25 protein-coding genes are annotated in these 20,638 nt (G+C 31.0%); 9 read left to right on the top strand and 16 right to left on the bottom strand.

All coding sequences use genetic code 11. The annotated features are described in order from the left end of the window. Positions 1-69 precede the first annotated feature (69 nt). The 4 genes from D1816_RS08305 to D1816_RS08290 form a co-directional block, all read right to left on the bottom strand. Complete coding sequence (locus D1816_RS08305) at positions 70-522, bottom strand: GNAT family N-acetyltransferase (RefSeq protein ID WP_118502166.1); 453 nt, start codon at positions 520-522, stop codon at positions 70-72. Position 523: 1 nt separating this feature from the next. Next, complete coding sequence (locus tag D1816_RS08300; protein WP_118502164.1) at positions 524-1,048, bottom strand: hypothetical protein; 525 nt, start codon at positions 1,046-1,048, stop codon at positions 524-526. Between the two features lie 72 nt (positions 1,049-1,120). Next, positions 1,121-1,936 (bottom strand): anti-sigma factor, encoded by an 816-nt coding sequence (locus D1816_RS08295; protein WP_118502162.1) that lies wholly within the window; start codon positions 1,934-1,936, stop codon positions 1,121-1,123. Continuing rightward, positions 1,909-2,484 carry an RNA polymerase sigma factor gene (locus D1816_RS08290; protein WP_232517435.1) on the bottom strand — a complete coding sequence of 192 codons (576 nt, stop codon included), beginning with the start codon at positions 2,482-2,484 and terminating at the stop codon, positions 1,909-1,911. Before D1816_RS08290 ends, D1816_RS08295 begins: the two co-directional genes overlap by 28 nt. Before the next feature lie 101 nt (positions 2,485-2,585). Here D1816_RS08290 and D1816_RS08285 point away from each other — a divergent pair, with 101 nt between their 5' ends. After that, complete coding sequence (locus tag D1816_RS08285) at positions 2,586-3,107, top strand: fasciclin domain-containing protein (protein ID WP_118502160.1); 522 nt, start codon at positions 2,586-2,588, stop codon at positions 3,105-3,107. Positions 3,108-3,186: 79 nt separating this feature from the next. On the opposite strand, the gene D1816_RS08280 is transcribed toward D1816_RS08285, so the two are convergent. Both D1816_RS08280 and D1816_RS08275 read right to left on the bottom strand, forming a co-directional pair. Continuing rightward, positions 3,187-3,597: a hypothetical protein gene (locus tag D1816_RS08280; protein WP_118502158.1), complete on the bottom strand. Its 411-nt coding sequence runs from the start codon at positions 3,595-3,597 to the stop codon at positions 3,187-3,189. A 39-nt stretch (positions 3,598-3,636) separates the two neighbouring features. Continuing rightward, on the bottom strand, positions 3,637-4,248 hold the full coding sequence (locus tag D1816_RS08275; protein WP_066318528.1) for a trimeric intracellular cation channel family protein: 612 nt from the start codon (positions 4,246-4,248) through the stop codon (positions 3,637-3,639). Positions 4,249-4,409: 161 nt separating this feature from the next. Here D1816_RS08275 and trxB point away from each other — a divergent pair, with 161 nt between their 5' ends. After that, positions 4,410-5,378: a thioredoxin-disulfide reductase gene (gene trxB, locus D1816_RS08270; protein WP_066318526.1), complete on the top strand. Its 969-nt coding sequence runs from the start codon at positions 4,410-4,412 to the stop codon at positions 5,376-5,378. Between the two features lie 76 nt (positions 5,379-5,454). Here the strand turns inward: trxB and D1816_RS08265 are convergent, their stop codons facing one another. Together D1816_RS08265 and D1816_RS08260 are read right to left on the bottom strand one after the other, a co-directional pair. Then, positions 5,455-6,294: a T9SS type A sorting domain-containing protein gene (locus D1816_RS08265; protein ID WP_118502156.1), complete on the bottom strand. Its 840-nt coding sequence runs from the start codon at positions 6,292-6,294 to the stop codon at positions 5,455-5,457. A gap of 255 nt (positions 6,295-6,549) precedes the next feature. Next, positions 6,550-7,413, bottom strand: a complete 864-nt coding sequence (locus D1816_RS08260; protein ID WP_082832567.1) for a GIN domain-containing protein — start codon at positions 7,411-7,413, stop codon at positions 6,550-6,552. Positions 7,414-7,645: 232 nt separating this feature from the next. Between D1816_RS08260 and D1816_RS08255 the strand changes: the two genes are divergently transcribed. Beyond that, positions 7,646-8,398, top strand: coding sequence for a DUF5995 family protein (locus D1816_RS08255; protein ID WP_233565234.1), 753 nt, complete (start codon positions 7,646-7,648; stop codon positions 8,396-8,398). Between the two features lie 84 nt (positions 8,399-8,482). On the opposite strand, the gene D1816_RS08250 is transcribed toward D1816_RS08255, so the two are convergent. The 6 genes from D1816_RS08250 to D1816_RS08225 all read right to left on the bottom strand — a co-directional run bounded on the left by D1816_RS08250 (position 8,483) and on the right by D1816_RS08225 (position 13,374). After that, entirely contained in the window at positions 8,483-9,280 is a 798-nt protein-coding gene (locus D1816_RS08250) for a DUF4440 domain-containing protein (protein ID WP_066318518.1), read from the bottom strand. 174 nt (positions 9,281-9,454) lie between these two features. Further along, a complete protein-coding gene (locus D1816_RS08245) occupies positions 9,455-10,174 on the bottom strand; it encodes a head GIN domain-containing protein (RefSeq protein WP_118502152.1) in 720 nt (239 codons plus the stop codon). Between the two features lie 45 nt (positions 10,175-10,219). Next, positions 10,220-11,968, bottom strand: coding sequence for a PspC domain-containing protein (locus D1816_RS08240; protein WP_118502150.1), 1,749 nt, complete (start codon positions 11,966-11,968; stop codon positions 10,220-10,222). Between the two features lies 1 nt (position 11,969). Beyond that, positions 11,970-12,305, bottom strand: coding sequence for a PadR family transcriptional regulator (locus D1816_RS08235; RefSeq protein WP_066318509.1), 336 nt, complete (start codon positions 12,303-12,305; stop codon positions 11,970-11,972). Between the two features lie 52 nt (positions 12,306-12,357). Next, a complete protein-coding gene (locus D1816_RS08230; RefSeq protein WP_066318501.1) occupies positions 12,358-12,891 on the bottom strand; it encodes a hypothetical protein in 534 nt (177 codons plus the stop codon). Positions 12,892-12,921: 30 nt separating this feature from the next. After that, entirely contained in the window at positions 12,922-13,374 is a 453-nt protein-coding gene (locus D1816_RS08225) for a DUF4870 domain-containing protein (protein WP_118502148.1), read from the bottom strand. A 155-nt stretch (positions 13,375-13,529) separates the two neighbouring features. Between D1816_RS08225 and D1816_RS08220 the strand changes: the two genes are divergently transcribed. The 3 genes from D1816_RS08220 (at position 13,530) to D1816_RS08210 (ending at position 15,223) form a co-directional block, all read left to right on the top strand. After that, complete coding sequence (locus D1816_RS08220; RefSeq protein ID WP_066318496.1) at positions 13,530-13,985, top strand: DUF4442 domain-containing protein; 456 nt, start codon at positions 13,530-13,532, stop codon at positions 13,983-13,985. Between the two features lie 105 nt (positions 13,986-14,090). Beyond that, positions 14,091-14,891, top strand: a complete 801-nt coding sequence (locus D1816_RS08215; protein ID WP_066318491.1) for a TIGR00266 family protein — start codon at positions 14,091-14,093, stop codon at positions 14,889-14,891. Between the two features lie 134 nt (positions 14,892-15,025). Continuing rightward, positions 15,026-15,223 carry a hypothetical protein gene (locus D1816_RS08210; RefSeq protein WP_118502146.1) on the top strand — a complete coding sequence of 66 codons (198 nt, stop codon included), beginning with the start codon at positions 15,026-15,028 and terminating at the stop codon, positions 15,221-15,223. A 94-nt stretch (positions 15,224-15,317) separates the two neighbouring features. On the opposite strand, the gene D1816_RS08205 is transcribed toward D1816_RS08210, so the two are convergent. Next, positions 15,318-16,262 (bottom strand): LysR substrate-binding domain-containing protein, encoded by a 945-nt coding sequence (locus D1816_RS08205; RefSeq protein ID WP_066318486.1) that lies wholly within the window; start codon positions 16,260-16,262, stop codon positions 15,318-15,320. 293 nt (positions 16,263-16,555) lie between these two features. On the opposite strand from D1816_RS08205, the gene D1816_RS08200 reads away from it, so the two are divergent. From D1816_RS08200 to D1816_RS08190, 3 genes are all read left to right on the top strand, one after another. Then, on the top strand, positions 16,556-17,209 hold the full coding sequence (locus D1816_RS08200; RefSeq protein WP_118502144.1) for a hypothetical protein: 654 nt from the start codon (positions 16,556-16,558) through the stop codon (positions 17,207-17,209). 336 nt (positions 17,210-17,545) lie between these two features. Next, positions 17,546-18,598, top strand: a complete 1,053-nt coding sequence (locus D1816_RS08195; protein WP_118502142.1) for a hypothetical protein — start codon at positions 17,546-17,548, stop codon at positions 18,596-18,598. Between the two features lie 113 nt (positions 18,599-18,711). After that, complete coding sequence (locus tag D1816_RS08190) at positions 18,712-19,281, top strand: redoxin domain-containing protein (RefSeq protein WP_118502140.1); 570 nt, start codon at positions 18,712-18,714, stop codon at positions 19,279-19,281. 265 nt (positions 19,282-19,546) lie between these two features. On the opposite strand, the gene D1816_RS08185 is transcribed toward D1816_RS08190, so the two are convergent. After that, positions 19,547-20,350: a hypothetical protein gene (locus D1816_RS08185; protein ID WP_118502138.1), complete on the bottom strand. Its 804-nt coding sequence runs from the start codon at positions 20,348-20,350 to the stop codon at positions 19,547-19,549. Positions 20,351-20,638 lie beyond the last annotated feature (288 nt).

Genomic DNA, 20,638 nt, shown 5'->3' with positions numbered 1-20,638 from the left:
TGATTGATGACGATCGGAATTTAACTCGTTTTTCCTAAATCACATATTAATTTTTTTATAAAGTTATGTTCAGAAATGAAGTTTCATGCCTTCATGAGATGATCTAAAGCCTAGTTTTTTATAAAAATGTATAGCCTCTGGACGTTTTTTGTCTGATGTGAGTTGTAACAAATGGGCGCCTTTTTGTTTAGCTCTTGCTATAACCCATTCAAACATTTTTTTTCCGATACCCTTATCTCTTTGATCTTTTCGTATTCTAACGGCTTCAATTTGTGCTCTGATCCCTCCTTGATACGTTAAATATCGAATAAAGGTTAATTGTAAAGTACCGATGACCTCTGCGTTTTGATTTTCTACAACAATAAGTTCTTGTTGGGGATCAATATCGATGGCTCGAAAAGCTTCTAAATATTGTTCAGGAAGAGGATTCTTGTAGTTCTCTCTGGATTTACCTAATTCATCATCGGCAATCATTTTCACAATTATAGGTACATCGGCTATAGTAGCTTTTCTAAAATTCATTTTATTGAGTTAATAAATATTCTTTTGGAATTGGATTTTCTTTGGTTTCTTGAGTCCAATAAATATTAACAACCCACCACCGTTTGCCGTCATTTAATAATTGAATACTATTAATGCCTCTCATAAAAGGTTTTTTATCAGTCTTGCTTTTAAAGGATTCATAAGTGCTAAAAACGTGAGTAATATTTCCAAATGTGTTTACGGTTCGATGTATTTCTTTTTCGAAGAAACCATTTTCTAAGAGCCACTTTCCGGAAGTATTTATATATTCATCAGGAGATAGATACCTGACTTTAAAAATATCTTCTTTACTTTTTCCTGAAGGGATAAGTTTTGCTTCTGGAGCAAATAAAAATTTAAACAACTCCCAATTTCGTTGTTCGCCTTTTTCACCAGAAATTACATCATATAATGTTGCTAATGTAGTATCTAATGATGAAACCTTCTTCAGGTATTTTTTAGTTTCTTGCGCATGTAAAGAAATACTAATCGTAAAGTAAAGTAGAATACAAAGTATATTTTTCATTAGTCAGTATATTTAAAAATTAAAACATATTAAAACTAAATATGTGAGTATTTATAGGGGTTGACCTATAAATTATAGAAATACATTAGAAATTAAACGTTCAACAGTAGGGTGATCATTACCTCCGGCCGGTTCTATTGTAATATTTATAGAGGCGGCATTATCGATATATTTCATGGCGATCATATCTTGATTAGATGCTACAATGCCCATGTCTATCATTTCTCCATCCACATCTGCCCACATCTGATACGTTTTGTTCTTATCTAGTTTAACCAACCCCTTAGCGTTTAATATAACTGTCTTTTCTGTATGATTTACATAAGTAATAGCAGTAGAATTAGGAGATATTTTATTTCCTTTTAATATTAATTGTATGGTATTAGGAGTATTAATTGCTGTATACCATTTATTTGTTTCATTTAATTGATTTTCTAGAGTGTTAATACGATTTTGAAAATCAACTGTTTGATTTTGAACAGTTTTTATTGTGTCTCTGGTAGTTTGCCATTGATTATATAACCAACCAGAACTTAAGGCAAATAATAAAGCGAAACTGGCAGCTATAGTCATGTAGATAGAACGTCTATCTTTTGTTTTGATAGAGATTACTTTATCTGAATCATCTAAAGTTTTAGGTGATGCCACAGCAGTTAATAATGATTTTTTTATATGGATAGGAGGCGGGATAGCATTTTCGATAGCTAATTTTTCAAAATCATCTTCCATAGCCAGAAAATATTCACGCAATTCTTGATCTTGCTTTAAGATATTTTCGACTTCAGTCATTTGTTTATCTGATAGCTCACCTAGCAAATACTGTTCTAATATTCCTGTATCTTTTATAGAATTCCTATCCATCATATCATCTTTTCTAGTATTATCCACAATAAAAAGAGTTCTTTTTGATATGTCTCTCTCAATTTTTTTAATGCCTGTTTAATGTAAGATTTAAAGGTGCCCAAGGGCACATCCATTTCTTTGTGTGCTTCCCGATGAGTAAGCCCATTAAAATAAACAAGTTCTAATGCTTTTTGATGATGAGGGTCTAAGAGCTTTAATGAACCATTTAGTTGTAATATATCTATTTGGTTTTCATTAACTTCTTTATTTTCATATACACTTAAATCTTCGTTTTGGATGAGTTTAGAAGTTTTTCTCATCGCATTTAACGATATATTTTTTGCAATTCGATAGGACCATGTAAAAAATTTCCCCTTTTGAGGATCATATTGATGAGCCTTTTGCCAGATTTTCAAGAATGTTTCCTGAAGTAAATCTTGTGCTTGTTCTTCATTTTTACAGATACGCAAAATTACACCATACAAAGCTCCAGAATACTGATCATATATGCTAGAAAGCGCAGTGCTATCTTGATTTTGTAATCGTTTTATGAGCCCTAAATTATCTTGCATTTTATCGGTGGGATTACTCAAATTTAAGAAAAAAATATGCCAACCTCATCCAAACGTATCAAACTTGTGTATATGAATATGTAAAGCGCGCTTAAAATTGTTTAATAATTAAAATAAATATCATGAAAAAATTAGTTTTTATTATTTCGACTATTATATTATTTGTATTTACACAAACTATATCCGCTCAAAAGACAAATAAGGATATTGTTGATGTAGCTGTATCTGTAGATGATTTTTCTACATTGGTTACAGCCCTAAAAGCTGCTGATTTGGTTACAGCCCTAAAAGGTGAAGGACCTTTTACAGTATTTGCACCTACCAATGATGCTTTTGGTAAGATTGACTCAAAAACATTAAAATCTTTATTAAAACCTGAAAACAAGGAAAAATTATCAGCGATACTTACCTATCATGTAATTGCTGGTAAAATCACTGCTAGTGATGTGGTTAGTGCCCTAAAGAAGGGTAAAGGCAAAGTAGAATTAAAAACTCTTGGAGGAGCGAAGGTTTTGGTTTTAGAAAAAGATGGTAAAATATGGTTAAAAGATCAAAATGGTAACTATAGTAAAATTGCAAAAACTGATGTTATGGCAAAAAATGGTGTAATCCATGTGATTAGTGATGTCGTAATGCCTAAATAATTAGAATACAAAATTGAAATTTTGAAAAAGCGTCATTATAAATGGCGCTTTTTTATAGGTATTAAGGCAAGAGATTACGTTAAAATGATAATATGTCTGGTTCAATATAGTTTAATTTAGCTTTTTTAGATGTAAATATATCAAAGCCATAATGAGAATTTAAAAGCTCTTTAAAGTTGTATTTAATCCTTGGAAATTCGGCAATGAAATCTTGAAAATTTAAAGATTCTGATTTTTGTATAAAATGATCTACAATATGTATTGCAGCAATAGTTACTGTGGCATTAAATTTATCAGGATCACCGTGCTTGGTTGCAAAATTTAATATCTGCCCAGGAATTAATTCACAAGCTGTAACTACATTATAATTTGTAATATAAATCCAAGCTAATCTAATATGCGCTTCGTGAGAAAAAAGAGTTGGGTCTAAAATTGTATTTTTAAACTGCTCTTTAAAATCCAAATCATTTAATTGTCTATGTTCTTCCATACTAGATTGTTAATATCCAACTCACATGATACATCATTTTTATTTTTGTACCGTAAATGATGGTAATGACACTTTATATTTTACAACTAATAGCCGAATACTAATAATAAGTAATGTTGTTATTATATAGATACTATTTTGAGTGATGTTTAATGTATATAGCACCATAAAACAAACTCCTCCTGCAATAGAAGCTGTGGCATATATTTCTTTTCTAAAGATAACGGGGATTTCATTACATAAAATGTCCCTTAATACGCCACCAAAGCAACCGGTCATAGCTCCCAAAGCAATTGAGACAATAGGTTCTAAACCTGCCATGATTCCAGTTTCAACACCAATTATTGTAAAAACACCTAACCCAATAGTGTCAAATAAAAATAACGATTTTTTCAGATAATCTAGTTTGTTTCTAAATATAATAGCTACTATGGTCACACATCCAATTAAATATAAATTTATAGTATTTTCCATCCATGATACAGGAGTGTTGCCAATTAGTACATCTCGTATTGTTCCTCCTCCTATAGAGGTGACAAAGGCAATTATAAATATTCCGAAAAGATCTAACTTTCTATTCATTGCACTTAAAGCTCCCGAAATGGCAAAAGCTATAGTACCTAAAATATCTAATACATTAAAAAACGACATAATTATGGGATGACTTAATTTCTTGGGTATAAATTTAATAGTATTACGTGTTAAGAAAAAAACAATCATTCAACTTTATAGAGTAATAATAATTCTTAATAACTTTAATGTAAGGTTTATGATCAAATTGCTACTTTTACATCATACAAAAAGATACCAATATGTCTGATACAATAGAAAAAATAAAATGCCTTATTATAGGATCGGGACCTGCAGGATATACTGCAGCGATATATGCAGCTAGAGCTGATCTTAAACCTGTTATGTATACAGGTATGGAACCAGGAGGACAATTAACAACCACTACAGAAGTTGATAATTTCCCCGGATATCCTGAAGGAATTGATGGCCCTACCATGATGGTACAATTACAACAACAAGCAGAACGTTTTGGTACAGAAGTACGTATTGGAATGGTGACTGCTGTTGATTTTAGTACAGAAGAAGGAGGAGTTCATAAAGTTACTGTTGATAATGCTAAGCAGATTGAAGCTGAAGCAGTTATTATTTCTACAGGAGCAACGGCAAAGTATTTAGGTCTACCTAGCGAACAAAAATTAAGAGGTGGTGGTGTTTCTGCTTGTGCAGTTTGTGATGGTTTTTTCTATAAAGGACAAGATGTTGCTATTGTTGGAGCAGGGGATACTGCAGCTGAGGAAGCAACGTATTTAGCTAACATTTGTTCTAATGTGACTATGCTAGTGCGTAAAGATTATATGAGAGCGTCTAAGGCAATGCAACATAGAGTAAACAATACACCTAACCTTAAAGTATTATATAATACAGAAGTTGATGAAGTTTTAGGGGATCAGGTTGTAGAAGGATTAAGAATGGTAAATAATCAAACTGGAGATAAATCTGAAATTGAGATTACAGGATTATTTATTGCGATTGGGCATAAACCAAATACAGATATTTTTAAAGGACAGATAGACATGGATGATACTGGGTACATTATTACCGAGGGTAAATCTACTAAAACGAATCTTCCAGGTGTATTTGCATCGGGTGATGTGCAGGATAAAGAATATAGACAAGCAGTTACTGCTGCTGGTACCGGTTGTATGGCGGCACTAGATGCAGAACGATATTTGGCAACTATAGAAACTAGCGAAGAAGTTTCTGCTTAAGAAGAATTATAGAAATATAAAACACCCATCAGGTTTTAAAACTTGATGGGTGTTGTTTTTAATAGGTTTTCAATTGTTATTTTTTAATCAATTTAGTCGTTTTTATGACCTTTCCATTCATGACAACCCTAACAAAATATAAATCATTTGGTAAATTACTGATGTCTATTTGGTTATTATCTTTATTAACTTTTGCCTTTAATTGTACTTCTCCGTTTTGATCTATGACTTCAACAGAATATGGTTTTGTTGCTTTATCATTTTCTGTAGTAGGTTGAACTATTAACATGTCACTTGATGGATTAGGTGAAATAATAAAACCACAATCTAAGAATTGAGCTAATGTAAAAGCATTAACCTGTGTATTGTTACACGTTGATGTAAAGGTCAAACTTATACTAAACCCGAAACTGGTAGAAGATTGTACATTAAGCGTTTTATTTGAGTTTGAACCAATGATAGTCCCTCCAGAAGAAACATTCCAATTATAAGACCCAGATGCGTTTGACGGGTTTAGAACTGCGTTAAAAGTTAATACATCACCTTGACAACCAAAAGGTTCTTGAGCTATGGATACAGATGGGACAGTACAAGGTGGTTTAATGTTAATTGTTCTACAATAACAACAAGGCTCTGATCCATTTTTATATCTGGTCACGCATATTTTACCACTACCTGCGGTAGTGCCTTTTACAGAAACAGAAGACGAAGTATTACTTCCTACTATTGTTAATCCACCTGTTGTTGACCAAAAATAATTTGCGCCACTTAATGTACTTGTAGAAAAAGTTCTGGTTTGATTTAAATTTATTTCAGATGGACCACTCAAGGAACAACTGGTGCACTGAGAAAACAGATTGTTGTAACTAGTAAGCATAAAAAATGTTACCAATAAATGGATTGAAATTTTTTTCATGATTTTGGTTTTAAGAGTTAAAATTAGAATCTTAAAAATACAAAATTATAGAGCTGAAAATTTCTTATTATTTGATCAGTTTATGCTTTTAATACTTTTGATTATGCATGGTGCATGAAAATGATTTGTATAGAGCTATCTATGCGTATTAAACTCATACTACCTCATTAGTAATTACGAAGTGATTAAAAATAATAAATGTGTAAGTTATATGGTTGAAAAATGAGGTCTTATTAAGATTTTAATAGTGTGTTTTTAGTTTAATCTAAGCTTACTAGGAACATAATCTACATTTTTCTTAAATAATGTAGCCTCGTTTGAGAATGCCTTAATTGTAGTGGTAGTAGGTTCACCTAAAATAAAAACTTCAGTCTTATCGGTAGCTTCTATGATAACTTCTTCGTTTACCAAAATATAACAATCACTAGAACCTTCTGCTATTAAAGAGGTTTTAGTACTGCTTAATTTTTCACCATAAAAGTCAGTTTCATTATCGGCTCTTAGCAACATGGATTGCACTGTACCTTCAAGCTTAGCCGATCCTTTTTGATATAAATCGACTTTCAGATTATCGGTAGTTACTATTCCTTTAGCTTCTGCATTATCGTTTATCTGATAAACGACATCTTTTGCCGTCACATGAAATTCAATTGTAGATTTCCCGTTTGCAGTACAAGATAATTTGCCCGCATCTGCGGTTATAAAAACTTCGGTGTTATCATTTGCCTCTACAGTTAATTCGCCAGAATTAATTGTGGATAATGACTTTATATGTGCTTTATTATAAAGCGTTATCTTCTTTATGTCTGAAGCATAAAAAATTTCAATATTTAATGCTTTTGCGCGACGTAAATCTTTATCAGACGTAATAGTTAATATACTATCTTGAACAGTAACTTGTATATGTTCGTGTAGGTTGCTGTCGGCTTCAATTCGAACTTGATTATCGCTACTCTCATCAATAGCGACTTCAAAATTGTCATATATTTCTATAGTATGAAAACCTTCTATAGCTACTTCTTCTGTATTAACAATTTTATTGCCTTTAATTTTTTCTTTTTGACTATAAACATTCCCTATAAATAAAAGAGAACCTAATAACAACATTGACGTTTTCATATTTATATCAGATTTGTATGCTAATAAACAATTTTTTTGAAGTTTAAGTATATGATTTATTGTAAAATTTCTTTTCAAAAAAGACTTATATACTTAATTAAAGTTGCATCGCAGTGTGAGAATTAAGGATTTTGTATCTCATATTTGATATTTAGAAAATTATACATGTACAAAAACAAAAGTAAAGAGCGTATATTTAATAAACGTATTAAAACCAAAACCAATAAGTAACGTGATACCAGCACAAACCATAAATGATGTTATTGTTATTTTAGAAGATATCATTATTCAATCAAAGACCGATAATAATCCATTGGGATATTTTGCAGCTTTATATAGAAAAGTGACGATCAAAGTAAAAGAAGGAATCGAAAATGATTTTTTTGATGATGGCCCAAGAATGGAAAAGTTAGATGTGATATTTGCGAACAGGTATCTTGAAGCTTATTTTGCTTATCAAGAAGATAAAGAGATAACGATGAGTTGGACAAAAGCATTTACATTGTCTAAAATGTATTGGCCGATTGTGTTACAACATTTATTGGTAGGAATTAATGCCCATATTAACCTTGATTTGGGTATTGCTGCTGCCCAGATTTCTAATACAAGTACTATTGAAGATCTAAAAGGGGATTTTGATAAAATTAATGATATTTTATCATCATTGGTTAACGAAGTAGAGAATGATTTAGCAGAAATTTGGCCTACTTTAAAGAAGATATTAAAACTAACACGAAAGGCAGATGATTTTTTAGTGGATTTTAGTATGAAATTAGCAAGAGATGGTGCGTGGGATTTTGCTGTAAAAATGGCAAATACTATAGATGAAAATATTCCAGAACTTATTAAAGAACGAGATTATAAGGTGGCAAAAAAAGGGAATATAATCGATGCCCCGGGATTGGTAGTCAAAATAATACTTATGATTGTAAGATTAGGAGAACGTGGGACTGTTAAAGATAAAATTAATACATTAAATCTATAATACTATTTTCAGGTTTGAATTTATAGATAAAAATAGGTTGTTTTCTTATCTATAAATTCAAACCTGAAAATAGTTACATTTTGATTACTTGACTTTTTTTGCTTCTTCGGCTATGTTTCCGTTTTCGCGAACAATAAATTTGATTGTTGTGTCTTGAGCATCTTTAACAAACTCAAAGGTAAGTGGGCTTTGTTTATGAAAAAATAGATTTTTTGATTGAGGATATACGATCATTTCCATCTTACCAGCCGTAATTTGTAATAAATTATCTTTTTTTGATACAACTACAGTTCCTGTTTTAGGAGCCTGATACGTTCCAAGGTATTGTGCTAAAATCTCATCAGTTACCGAGATTTCTTTTTTATCGGTATTTTGTGGAGCAGGTTGATGATCATAACTTAAAACTCGGGTCATTTTCCATTTTTTATCGTTGTGCTGCCAGACATGAGTGAATTTTGCAACTTCTGTTAATCTTTCTTTTTTTCCTTTTTCTGTAATGTAAAAACGATGTTCACCACTTATAATCGCACCGTAGTTTCGTAAAGGATATACATTTACAGATCCTTCTATAACTTCTCTTCTGACTCTAGGGTTTTCACTACCGCACAACCCACTTTTTACAAGCTCCATCATATGATCTAACCCAGCAGTTAATCCACCTTTATCATGATAAAACTCAAAATCTTGTATAAAAAATGTTTTAAAAGTTTCTATATCACATGTGTTATATGATTTCCAGAATTCTTGATCAAGTTTTAAAATAGTGTTTTTTACAGAGTCAGTATCTGTATTAGAAGGTGATTGAGCAATTAGGAGGTTATTTGATAATACTATAAATAAACATAATAAGATTATGTTTTTAGCTTGTGTAGTTGCTATCATAATGTTCGTTTTTTGATTGATATAGACTGATGAGGTCTTTTTTTGATTTGATGTTGTATTAAAAAGAAAACTGCCTAAAAAGTGATTGGTTGATTAGTTGTTACTTTCTAGACAGTTAGTTTTGATTGGATAGTTGTTGTGGTTGATTAATTTGATTGGTTAGGTTGTTAGGTTTTATTGTCTTCTTACATTTCCACCTGAGTTATCCACCTCGGATACTTTTTCAGGTTTACCATAGTATATAATATTGGCTCCACTAGTGGCTTTTCCGGTAAATTCATTTTTTGCATGAATTCTAATATTAGCCCCACTGGTAGCCTTTGCTTCTGTTACTAAACTTAATAAATCCTCTGCACGCATATTTGCTCCACTGGTAGCATTAGCTTTATGATTATTTACTTTTCCTGTAAGACCAATCATAGCACCACTAGTTACAGATGTAACAACAGTTTCTGCTTTGATCTTTAATTTTATATCAGCACCACTAGTAGCACTTAGATCAAGATCTTTTTGAACAACTGTTTCTTCAGAAGCAACACTTGCGCCACTGTTAACATGAACCTTGTTTAGTTTATCATAAGATACGTAGATATTTTTTTCGTCTGCCATATAAATATTCTTGTCAGAAGTAATAATCAAGGTATTTCCTTCTACAGTTACTTTTATATGTTTATGAAGATTTTCATTTGCTTCTACGACTACTTTTTTATCCGGGCTCTTGATAAGTATTACATCTAATCCTCTGCTTGCTTTTACAGCTTCGAAATCTTGATTAATAACTATTTCTTTTTTTACTACTTCTCCTTCACCTTTAATACCATTAAAAGTGATATTACAGGAGCAACATGCTAATGATAAGCATAAGGTTACTAAAATTTTGGCTAGCGTTGTCATAATTGTGTGTTTTAATGTGATTGAACTGTTCGTTTTTTGATTAATTTAATTATCGGTTTTGATGTCTATTCCGTTCTCGTCTATTTTAATATCTACTTCTTCACTTTTGAGTCGCACTCCTTCTTCATTAATTTTAAGTTTAGTATCAGAATCATCTGTGTTGATATTAATATTTACACTATCATCATCTGATTCTTTATATTTCCACTCGTTTTCATCATCTGGGCAATTCTCACATACTAATTCTCCGTTAATTATTTGTAAATACTTTTCTTCTTTATTATCAATAGTGATATAATCATCATACTTCCAGGAGTTGTTATAAGATGATGTATTATCATCTGCAAAAATGGTTACTCCATCGGGTAATGTTAGTATCACTTTAACTTCTTGATCTCTATACTTATTAGCATACTCTGTAATCGCATAACCGTCTAATAATAAAGTTTTATCATCTACTTCGTAGGAATATTTAATGTCTTCGGCTCTAGTAGAGGCTTCTTCATATGACCTTCCTTCGGCTTTCTTTTCGATACTAATGCCTACATTATTATTTCTGTTAGATGGTTTTAAGTATATCTCTATATCTTGAGTAACGATTACTCGATTCCCTTGATTGTCTCTCTTAATTTTGTAATCATGCCTGTGTTGTAAATGTCTTGTATATCGACTATTCTTTTGCATTTTGATCGTAAGTGTATCGCTTTGCGTGATCGGTAACAGTTTTTCTTCTGTAATTACTTCGGCATCATACGCTTCAAGTGTTGCTTGTCTAATGCCTATTATAATTAATCCTATTATTGCAAATATCCAAACTCCTAATAATCCAAGCTTTGCGGCTGTTCCGATAGATTTTAAATTGTTGATTAAGATCTTTAGTCCAAGAATGAATAAAAAGAAAAAAGGAATTCCTACAGCAAAAAATGATAGTAACGATAGTAACCATAGTGGTACTTCTGGGTGGCTACCTACTTCAAAATATTCTACCCATGGCATATCCATGAATCCAAATGTTCCTACTGTAAATAGACCAATAAATAAGCTAATTAATGTTATTCCTGATACTATAATGAGTAGTATACCTATAAATTTTACAAAAATCTTGAGTAAAAAGAGTAGCACATCTCCTAGTGCATCAAAAAATGTTGTAGAACTACTTTTTACTTTGTTACTATATTTTTGGTAATCTACATTCTTAACGGTATCAGCCACTCCATCGAAACCTTCCTTGATTTTTTTTTCGATATTACTTATGTTTACGGCTTCACCCTTCATTGCCAAAAAATCAGATGTAGTTTTTGCTTCGGGAACAAATATCCAAAAGGCCACATAAATAAGGACAAAAGCACCACTAGAAAAAATAGTAAATAATATCCACGCTAATCTAATCCAAATAGGGTCTATACCAAGATAATGTGATAGTCCAGAACTTACACCTCCTACATAAGAGTTGGTTGTGTCTCTAAATAATTGTTTAGATGTTTTAGGCGTTTGATTAGCTGTGCTTGGTTCGTCTTCAAATATTTCTTCATCTAATCTATAGTCTTCGGGTTGTCCCATTACGGTGATCACTTCTTCTACCTCTTTGACACCTATGACTTGTTTTTCGTCTTTTATTTTTTCATTAAATAATTCTGCTATACGAGCTTCAATATCAGCAATAATCTCATCTCGACCCTGCGAATCTGTAAAGGAGCGTTTTATGGCATCAAGATAGCGTTGCATTTTTAGATACGCATCTTCGTCTATGTGAAAAAATATACCTGCTAAATTTATATTAACTGTCTTGTTCATTTTACTTCTTTTTTTGTTTGGTTACCAGATTTACAGCATTTTGTAATTCGTTCCAAGTGGTATTTAATTCTTTTAGAAACAATTTTCCTGTTTCTGTTAATCCATAATATTTGCGTGGTGGTCCAGATGTTGATTCTTCCCATCTATAGCTAAGTAATCCTGCATTTTTTAATCTTGTAAGTAAGGGGTATATAGTACCTTCTACAACAAGCATCTTTGCATCTTTTAGGGTTTCTAAAATTTCAGCTACATAAGCATCATCGTCTTTGAGGATAGAAAGTATGCAATATTCCAGAACACCTTTGCGCATTTGCGCTTTTGTGTTTTCGATCTTCATAAAACTAATTTTTAAAGGTTAAACTGTTCATTTTTTGATTGATGTTTGATGGTTATTTAAAAAAATATTGATCAGAGAATACAACAGCTGCAATACATACAGATGCTAAAAGATAATTGATGAGATTAAATTTTACAGAGTATTTCTGTTCTTTTGATGTCTTAATGACTAGAAAAAATAGTGTAAAGCTAACTAATAATGGCAGTATCCACGTTCCTAAGCCTAACCACTCACTAATTCTTGCTTCATCATTAGGGTTAATTATAGATACGATCATTGCCATTAACCTGAATAAAAAGGCAAAAAATAGAAATGGGTACCAATACACGTTTTTCGTTTTTTTGATAATATAAAAAAATAGAAAGCCGGTTAATATCGTAAAAATTGGTCCTGCTGCACTAACCAATTGATTGTGCCAAACGGTCGAATACTTTCCTTCTATTAAATAGGCAGAGTTTAATGTCATACCCATTTCATATCCTAATAAACTGCCCGTTACAAAGTGCGCTAATTCATGAAAGAAAAAAGACGCCACTCCTGCAAAAAGAGTTGTTAAAATATATGTTATGTTGATAGAAGGGTTCATTTATGTATGTTGTGTTTCGTTTTTTTACTATTATTTAATAAACCTTATAGAAAGAGGATATCTATATGACTCTCCTTTATTAGCTTTTAACGCAGCGGTAATAATAAAAATGATTTCTAAGAAAAAACCAACCAAGGCTATAATACCTATAAAAGAAGCTCCTATTAATGTTCTAAATCCTCCTTCTTCAGATAAATTGATTGAAAAATCATTGAAATGAAAGAGGTCAGATACAGAAGCGTCACCAAATACATTAAAAATGAAGAATGGAAAAGAGAGCATTCCTAATATTACGGTATATAGTAAAATACTTAATTGAAAGTTAATCGCTTCCTTACCGTTCTCATCTACAAAGTTTGATTTTTCCTTATTGGTTGTCCATAAAAGTATTGGAATTATATAATTTCCAAAAGGAATAAAATACTTTGAAAATGCACCTAGATGCATAAATGTGGCTATATTCTTGTGGTTGTTGTCTAACATTTTTAAAAGTATATAATAGTTTCTTATGCAAATATATGGTTAAAAAAAGGTATTATGCAAAACATAGTACCATAATTTAACATAATTTTAAGATTTTGAATTATTTTGATGCTTGTTTCTTTTGCCTATATTGTAATAACTAAAATTAGAAAATCATGAATATTACTCCGGGTAAGTTAAATACCTTTTTATTTCTAAAATTACCATCTGCTTGGATATGCGGAGTGCGTGTAAAAAGTATTGATAGAGATAACTGTACTGTTAGTGTAAAGCATAGGTGGATAAATCAAAACCCTTTTAACTCTATGTTCTGGGCAGTTCAAGGTATGGCCGCAGAATTAACGACAGGAGCTCTAGTTACAGGATATATACGTAATAGTGGAAAAAAAATATCAATGTTAGTAGCCAATAATAATGCGAGTTTTACCAAAAAAGCAACGGGTAGAATAACATTTGTCTGCAACGATGGCCATTTAGTGGCAGATGCAATAAAAAAGACTATTGAGACTGGAGAAGGACAGACTGTATGGATGAAAGCAGTTGGTACAAATAAAGAGGGAGTAGTAGTATCAACTTTTAATTTTGAATGGACAGTGAAAGTGAAGCATTAATCAAGTAAGTTATAAGGTTCGTTTAAGAATGTGTAACATAATTGAAGTATTGTTTACTCATAAAGTAAATATTCATAAATCAATTTATAGTAAATAGTAAAAAGTATGACAGCACACGAAATCGATTACGAAATTATAGGTGAAGAAATGCAATATGTGGAAATAGAATTAGATCCACAAGAAGGGGTTATAGCAGAAGCTGGTAGTTTTATGATGATGGAAGATGGGATTAAAATGGATACCATTTTTGGAGATGGCTCGAATAAAGACAAAGGTGTTATGGGCAAAATCTTTGGAGCGGGGAAGAGGCTTTTAACAGGAGAAAGTTTATTCATGACAGCCTTTTACAATGAAGTTGTAGGAAAAAAGAAAGTAAGTTTTGCATCACCATATCCAGGAAAAATAATACCTATAGATTTAACTAATTATGGCGGAAAATTTATTTGTCAAAAAGATGCTTTTTTATGCGCTGCAAAAGGCGTTTCTGTTGGCATAGAGTTTTCTAGAAAACTAGGACGAGGATTATTTGGTGGAGAGGGGTTTATCATGCAGAAACTAGAAGGTGATGGTATGGCATTTGTACATGCAGGTGGTACCACAGCTAGAAAAGAATTACAAGCAGGAGAACGCTTAAAAATTGATACAGGGTGTATTATAGGATTCTCTAAAGGTGTAAACTATGATATCGAATTTGTAGGTGGTATAAAAAATACCATTTTTGGGGGCGAAGGCTTATTTTTTGCAACACTTACAGGACCAGGAGTAGTATATATACAGTCTTTACCTTTTAGTAGATTAGCAAATAGGGTACTAGCTTTAGCTCCAAGAGGTGGGGGCAAAAGTAAAGGAGAAGGTAGTATATTAGGTGGTTTAGGAGACCTTCTAGATGGCGATAATAGTTTTTAGCAATGTTAAATAAGCGCTAAAACACTTTTTTTCTAGATATGTTTCACTATATTTGGGTAAACAACTTTAAAAACAGTAAGCTTATTCCTACAATTACTTGTTTAAACCTAACATTTTAAACCCCTATTTGATATATGGCTAGAGCTATGTTTGATTATACCAAGACGATCCTTAGAAAAGTAAGTTTTGATGTTAATCTTTTTACAAAGGAAGTACTGAAAGCACTAAACAGATTACTTCCACATGAAATTGAAGAACTAAAGATTTGGATTCAATCACTAACAGTGAAACAACCAGAATTACAATCTTGTTTAATTTATTTAAATCAATAACATAAAAAAAGCGACTTTCGAGTCGCTTTTTTAATAATTGTAGTTTTTTAGTATCTAATATATTTAAGGTTTTACCCAAGACTCAGAATAACTATTATAAGTTTTTAGCCAAAGGACTAATAATTTCTACATTTTGAAAAGTAATAGCACCTTTTATAACTCCGGCTATTGTGTTATGTAAAGCCTCTATGATTTGCATTTTCAATTCACTCTTGTTAAAAATAAGGCTTACTTCTCTTGCAGGAGATGGTTCGTTAAAGTAATGAAGATTGCTTTTTTCTGTATTTTTAATATCTAAAGTGTGTAGATAGGGGAGCAATGTCATTCCTAATCCTTCATTAGCTAATTTTATCAGGGTTTCGAAGCTTCCACTCTCTAATTGAAAATGATCTTCATCATAACTTCTTTTTGTTTTACATAAATTAAGAATCCCATCTCTAAAACAATGACCATCTTCTAAAAGTAACATATCATCAATATCAAGATCGGCAGTGTCAAGTTTACTTTTCTTACTTAGCCTATGATTTGTAGGGACATATCCAACAAAAGGTTCATAATACAAAACACGTTCCTTTATTGTATCTATTTCTAATGGAGTTGCCGCAATTGCCGCATCAAGATGACCGTCTTGTAACCGTTCTACTATAGCTTCTGTATGAAGTTCTTCTATTTTAAGTTTTACTTTGGGATATTTCTTAATAAAATTAGTTAAAAACATAGGTAATAGAGTAGGCATTACCGTCGGGATAACTCCTAGTTTAAACTCACCTCCAATAAATCCCTTTTGTTGATCAACAATATCTTGAATTCGTTCACTTTCATTTACAATATTTCGAGCTTGATGCACTAATTTACTTCCTACCTCTGTTAGGGCAATTGGTTTTTTACTACGATCAAAAATAAGAATGTCTAATTCATCTTCTAATTTTTGAATCTGCATACTTAATGTAGGTTGTGTTACAAAAGTTTTCTCTGCGGCTTTAGTAAAGTTTTTATGTTCTGCTACCGCCAATACATACTTTAATTGAGTTATGGTCATAGTTGTGCTATTTTTGGATCACAAAAATAATAAAGCTATTAGTTAAAACTATTAAGGTTGTGGTAAAAATTTATTTTATCTATTTTATTAAGTAAATAATCTTTTGTAACCTAAAATAGGAACTATTTTGGATTAAGTGTATAGTAGTAGTTTTAATTGTCAAGGTTTAAATAATGTAATCCTTATGGTAAAGTAATGAATATTTTACCCATTAATGAGTAGGGTAAACCCGAATTTGATTGTTATATAATAAGTAATTAGGCTTAAACTATAACACAAATTCGTATATCCAAATGTCACTTACTTTAAATGATTATATATTATCTGATTTAGAAGGAGTATCAAATACTCTTTCTTTTCCTAAAGAACGAGACTATCATAGCTATGAGATAGTTGGACTTTCTCACAATACAGAGCTTGTGTTTTTTATAATTTTACCAATACTAGTAATAGGTTTGTTAGGCTTATTTCTATGGTGTTCTACAGAAATTAAAAAGAGAGATCAAAAAATAAAAAAGTATAAGCTAGAAAATAAAATTGCTGATGTACTTTTGAAAAAACAAAAACAAGAACTTGCATTTATTAAGTCAGGAAGAGGAAGAGCGTTAGGGCATTTTTTTGAAACTAAAATGGCAGCAAATTGCGATATGGTAACAGGTTTTCATGAGCATAGTTTAAAATCTAAACCTAAAGAAAAAAAAATAAGCTATTTACCTTTTCATGATATTATAGCAAACCAATTACGACCTTTATATCCAAATTTTTCTGATGCCGAGATACAGCATTGTGTTTTTTTATATTTAGAAATACCTGAAGATAAAACTGCAAAAACGCTTCAAATGCAAATTTCAGAAGTACAAACAATACGATGCAAAGTTCGAAGCAAAATTCTTAAGAATAATGTTTCAAATTTTAAATCACATGTTAAATCCCTGATGATGAACTAGTCCTGGAGTCCTATCTTTCGCAACCATGATTTACCAAATTATATATACGTCTAAACTATAAACTAGATTTTTTATAGACACCTTGTGAAAAATATGTTCAAATAATTTTCCTTCAATAGTTTAGTTTAATTTAAGTAGTAGTAGGGTTTAACCATAAGTTAAGTTTTTGTTTAGCGTAAAGAACTTTTTTTGCCAACCTTTTCTAGCAAAATGCATACTTTTTGCCAACCTTTTGCATACCCAAAAATTTATTTTTCTTCCTGTCTAAAGAATAGATTTGTCACGTTGATCAACTTGATAATTAATTTTATTTATTAAATCTTTAAACTTAAAATTATGAAAATCTTAAAACCAATAAGTTTAGTAGGAGCAATATTAATAATTGTATCCTGTGAAAAACAAACCGAAGAAACACTTCCAACAGAATCGACTCTTATTGATACAACCTTAGACACCGAAAACACTTTTGTCATCACAAAGTCAGGAGATCAAATTTCTGAAGAGGAGTATTTAAAATTAAGAGCTACTAGGTTCAATAATGCTAAGAACAACAGTCATTTTCGTAGAGTTATGACTAGTAGAGATTTGAATAATAATGGAATGAGTGGCTCTGATGAGCAACAAGCCATGGCAAGATATACTACAAAAGCTCCAAAATGGAGAAGAGATCAAAGACAATTCGTAGGTGGTATGAGTTGGACGTTTAGACATGAAAATAGAAATATATGTTCTTGGTATAATTTTCCGCATCGCCCACAATATTTTGCACAATGTAAGGGTAGCGAAAACCCCGCAACTTGGGAGTTACGAAGAAAAGAAGTAAGAGGAGCTAAAGTTCGTACCATTCAAGGGCCATTTACATTACAAGTAATAAACGAAAGAGGACGCAGGGATAGAGCTGTTACACTAAGTGGTAGAGCGTACAGTTATGAAAGATCTACAGAAGAATCTCTTGAATTTACCAATAAAGTAAATGCAAAACTAACTTTTAAAGTATCATCTAAATTTTTGGGTGCTGGAGTTGATTTTGGTACCGAAATAGGTTTTGAAAGTGGAATCAACACAAAAAGAACTAAAAAAGAAAGTAGAACAGATGTTATTAATTGGCAAAATGGAGATGTAGTACCTAAGGGTAAACGTTGCGATTTTAGAATTATAGCTGAAAAAAGAGAGGAAGAAAGAAATTATAGCCTAGATGTACATATCCTTGGAGATGCTAATGTAACATATGTAAAGCCATTTGGTAAGGATCCAGTAACCGTTTTTGAGAGAAATAGTATCTGGAAAGCTTTCCCAAATCATTTTAGAAATATTCCAAAACAAACCTATAAGGTAAAAAGTACTTTTTGGAGGTATTCGAAAAAAAGAGAAAACTGTAGAAATTTATAAAACTTCATAAAACCAACTTTTATTAAAGGGTTGTTCTGGATGTGCTTGCTTTTTTGGGGCAAAGGGGGATTAAAATATCTTAGGACAGCTCTTTAATTTTTAACTAAGAAAACATGAAATCAAATATTATTTCTGGGATTCTGGCTACTGTAACAATTTCTTGTATCATTTTATTGGTGATAATGAAGTTCTCTTTAGATACGGCTTTAGTAAAAATAGAAACACTAGAAGATAAAGTTGCATCTCTGTCTTTTACAAATAATGTTTATACAGAAACCAGTATAGATAAACCACCAGCACCAAATTTTGAATTGCTTAATAAAGAAGGTGCAATAATTAGTCTTAATGATTTTTCTAACGAAAAAAGAAAAATTTTAGTCTTTGGATCTAAAGACTGTAACTATTGCAAAGAGTATTATCCTGAGCTACACAATTTTTCGAAAGAATATACAAATCTTGATGTAATTGTTATTGAAGAAGGGATTACTGTTGAAGATTTAAAAAAACACTCTAAAGAAAATCAGTATAGTTTTGTGCAATTAGTGGGGACTATCAAAGTGATCAATGATTACCAAGTCGAATCTACACCCACAACTTATCTATTAGATGAAAAAAATAATATTGTACGAGTAGGGATCATAAATACAAAGCTAGACCTAGAAAGTTTTGTTTTTAAAGTTTAAAAGGCAAGTTAAAAATATTTTGTTTTGAATCTATTTTTCTCATCCTTCTAGAAGCAATCTGTTATAATAGTAAGAAGCGAAAATTATCTATTAAGAATGTAAAAAGAAAAGACTTTAGAAAATTGTAATTCACAACAGAATTAGTTTGTATAGTAAAGAGTTGCTCTAGATGTATATGCTATTATTTTTCGGGTAATAGGGGGTTGTATATATTTATGAGTGGCTCTTTATATTTTAACCAATAAGAATTAAAAAATAAAATTAATCATATTTGATCTAAGTATTCTCTTAGTTTACTATTAGGATTGAGATTAATTTTGTTTTTTGCTCGATGTCTACCACTTTTTACTGTTGCAATAGTTACATGAAGTAATGCTGCAGTTTCTTTTAGTGAAAGCTGCATGTATATAAAAAGACAATGTTTTAGATCTGTCTTAGAAAGACTTGGATGTTTTTGTTTTAACACATATAACAGCCTACTATGCTTTGTCTCTTGAGGTTTTTCGGTTTTATGAGGTATTATAGAATCTATTTTGAGATCGCTAAGCAATTGATCAATATCCTGTTTTATTTTTTCTACATCTTGAGGTGCGCTCTTTTCTATTACTTCAAAGAGTTCATTATTATACTCTGCTAACTTTTTTATCTTTTCTTCTTGAGCAATAAGTGTAGCAGAAAGTTGCTCTGCTTTGATATGTTCATTATAAGGGGAAAGTTCTTGATTTCTATTTTTATGTCTTATAGCTCTTAGTTTTTTTCGCTTTCTTAAATAAACTACTATCAAACTACCTAAACCAATAGATAATACGATCGACATTAATATGGTTTCTTTTTTAGAGAACCTTACAGTATTGGTATTTAAAAGGCGTTTTAAGTTGTTAATTTCGGTTTCTCTTACTTGATAATCATTGGCAATCACTTCTTTATAAAGTCTTGTTAATTTGTTAGCTATTCGAGTCGTTTTTATGGTTTCTTGTTGCGCTAGCATTTTGGTGTTAAAAATCAATATTGCTATAAGAGGAATTCTTAATAGAATAGTTTTTTGTGATTCAAAAACTATGGTTTTCATAATGTCTGGTTTTTTTAGGTTGAAAAGAGTGTAGTTGTAATTTTATTGGCGCGCAAATTTAAGAGTTGAAAGGTAATTTGAGTAGATAGATTGATCAGTTTCTTTTATCTTATTTTAGTTTATATCTATTATTGAGTCTCTATTATAAAGTAATCATGACAGTTTTTTTGTATTAATTAAAAACATTTTAAAACGTATTTACCCTACTTTTTTATACAAGTATTTTTTTAAATTAAATATTATCCATTTATAATGTTATAACTCGTTCATACGTTGGCTCATGCATGA

This window comes from Aquimarina sp. AD10, assembly GCF_003443715.1.
Lineage (GTDB): Bacteria > Bacteroidota > Bacteroidia > Flavobacteriales > Flavobacteriaceae > Aquimarina > Aquimarina aggregata.
Note: the sequence above shows the minus strand (reverse complement) of the source record. Positions and strands in the feature narration are given on the sequence as shown.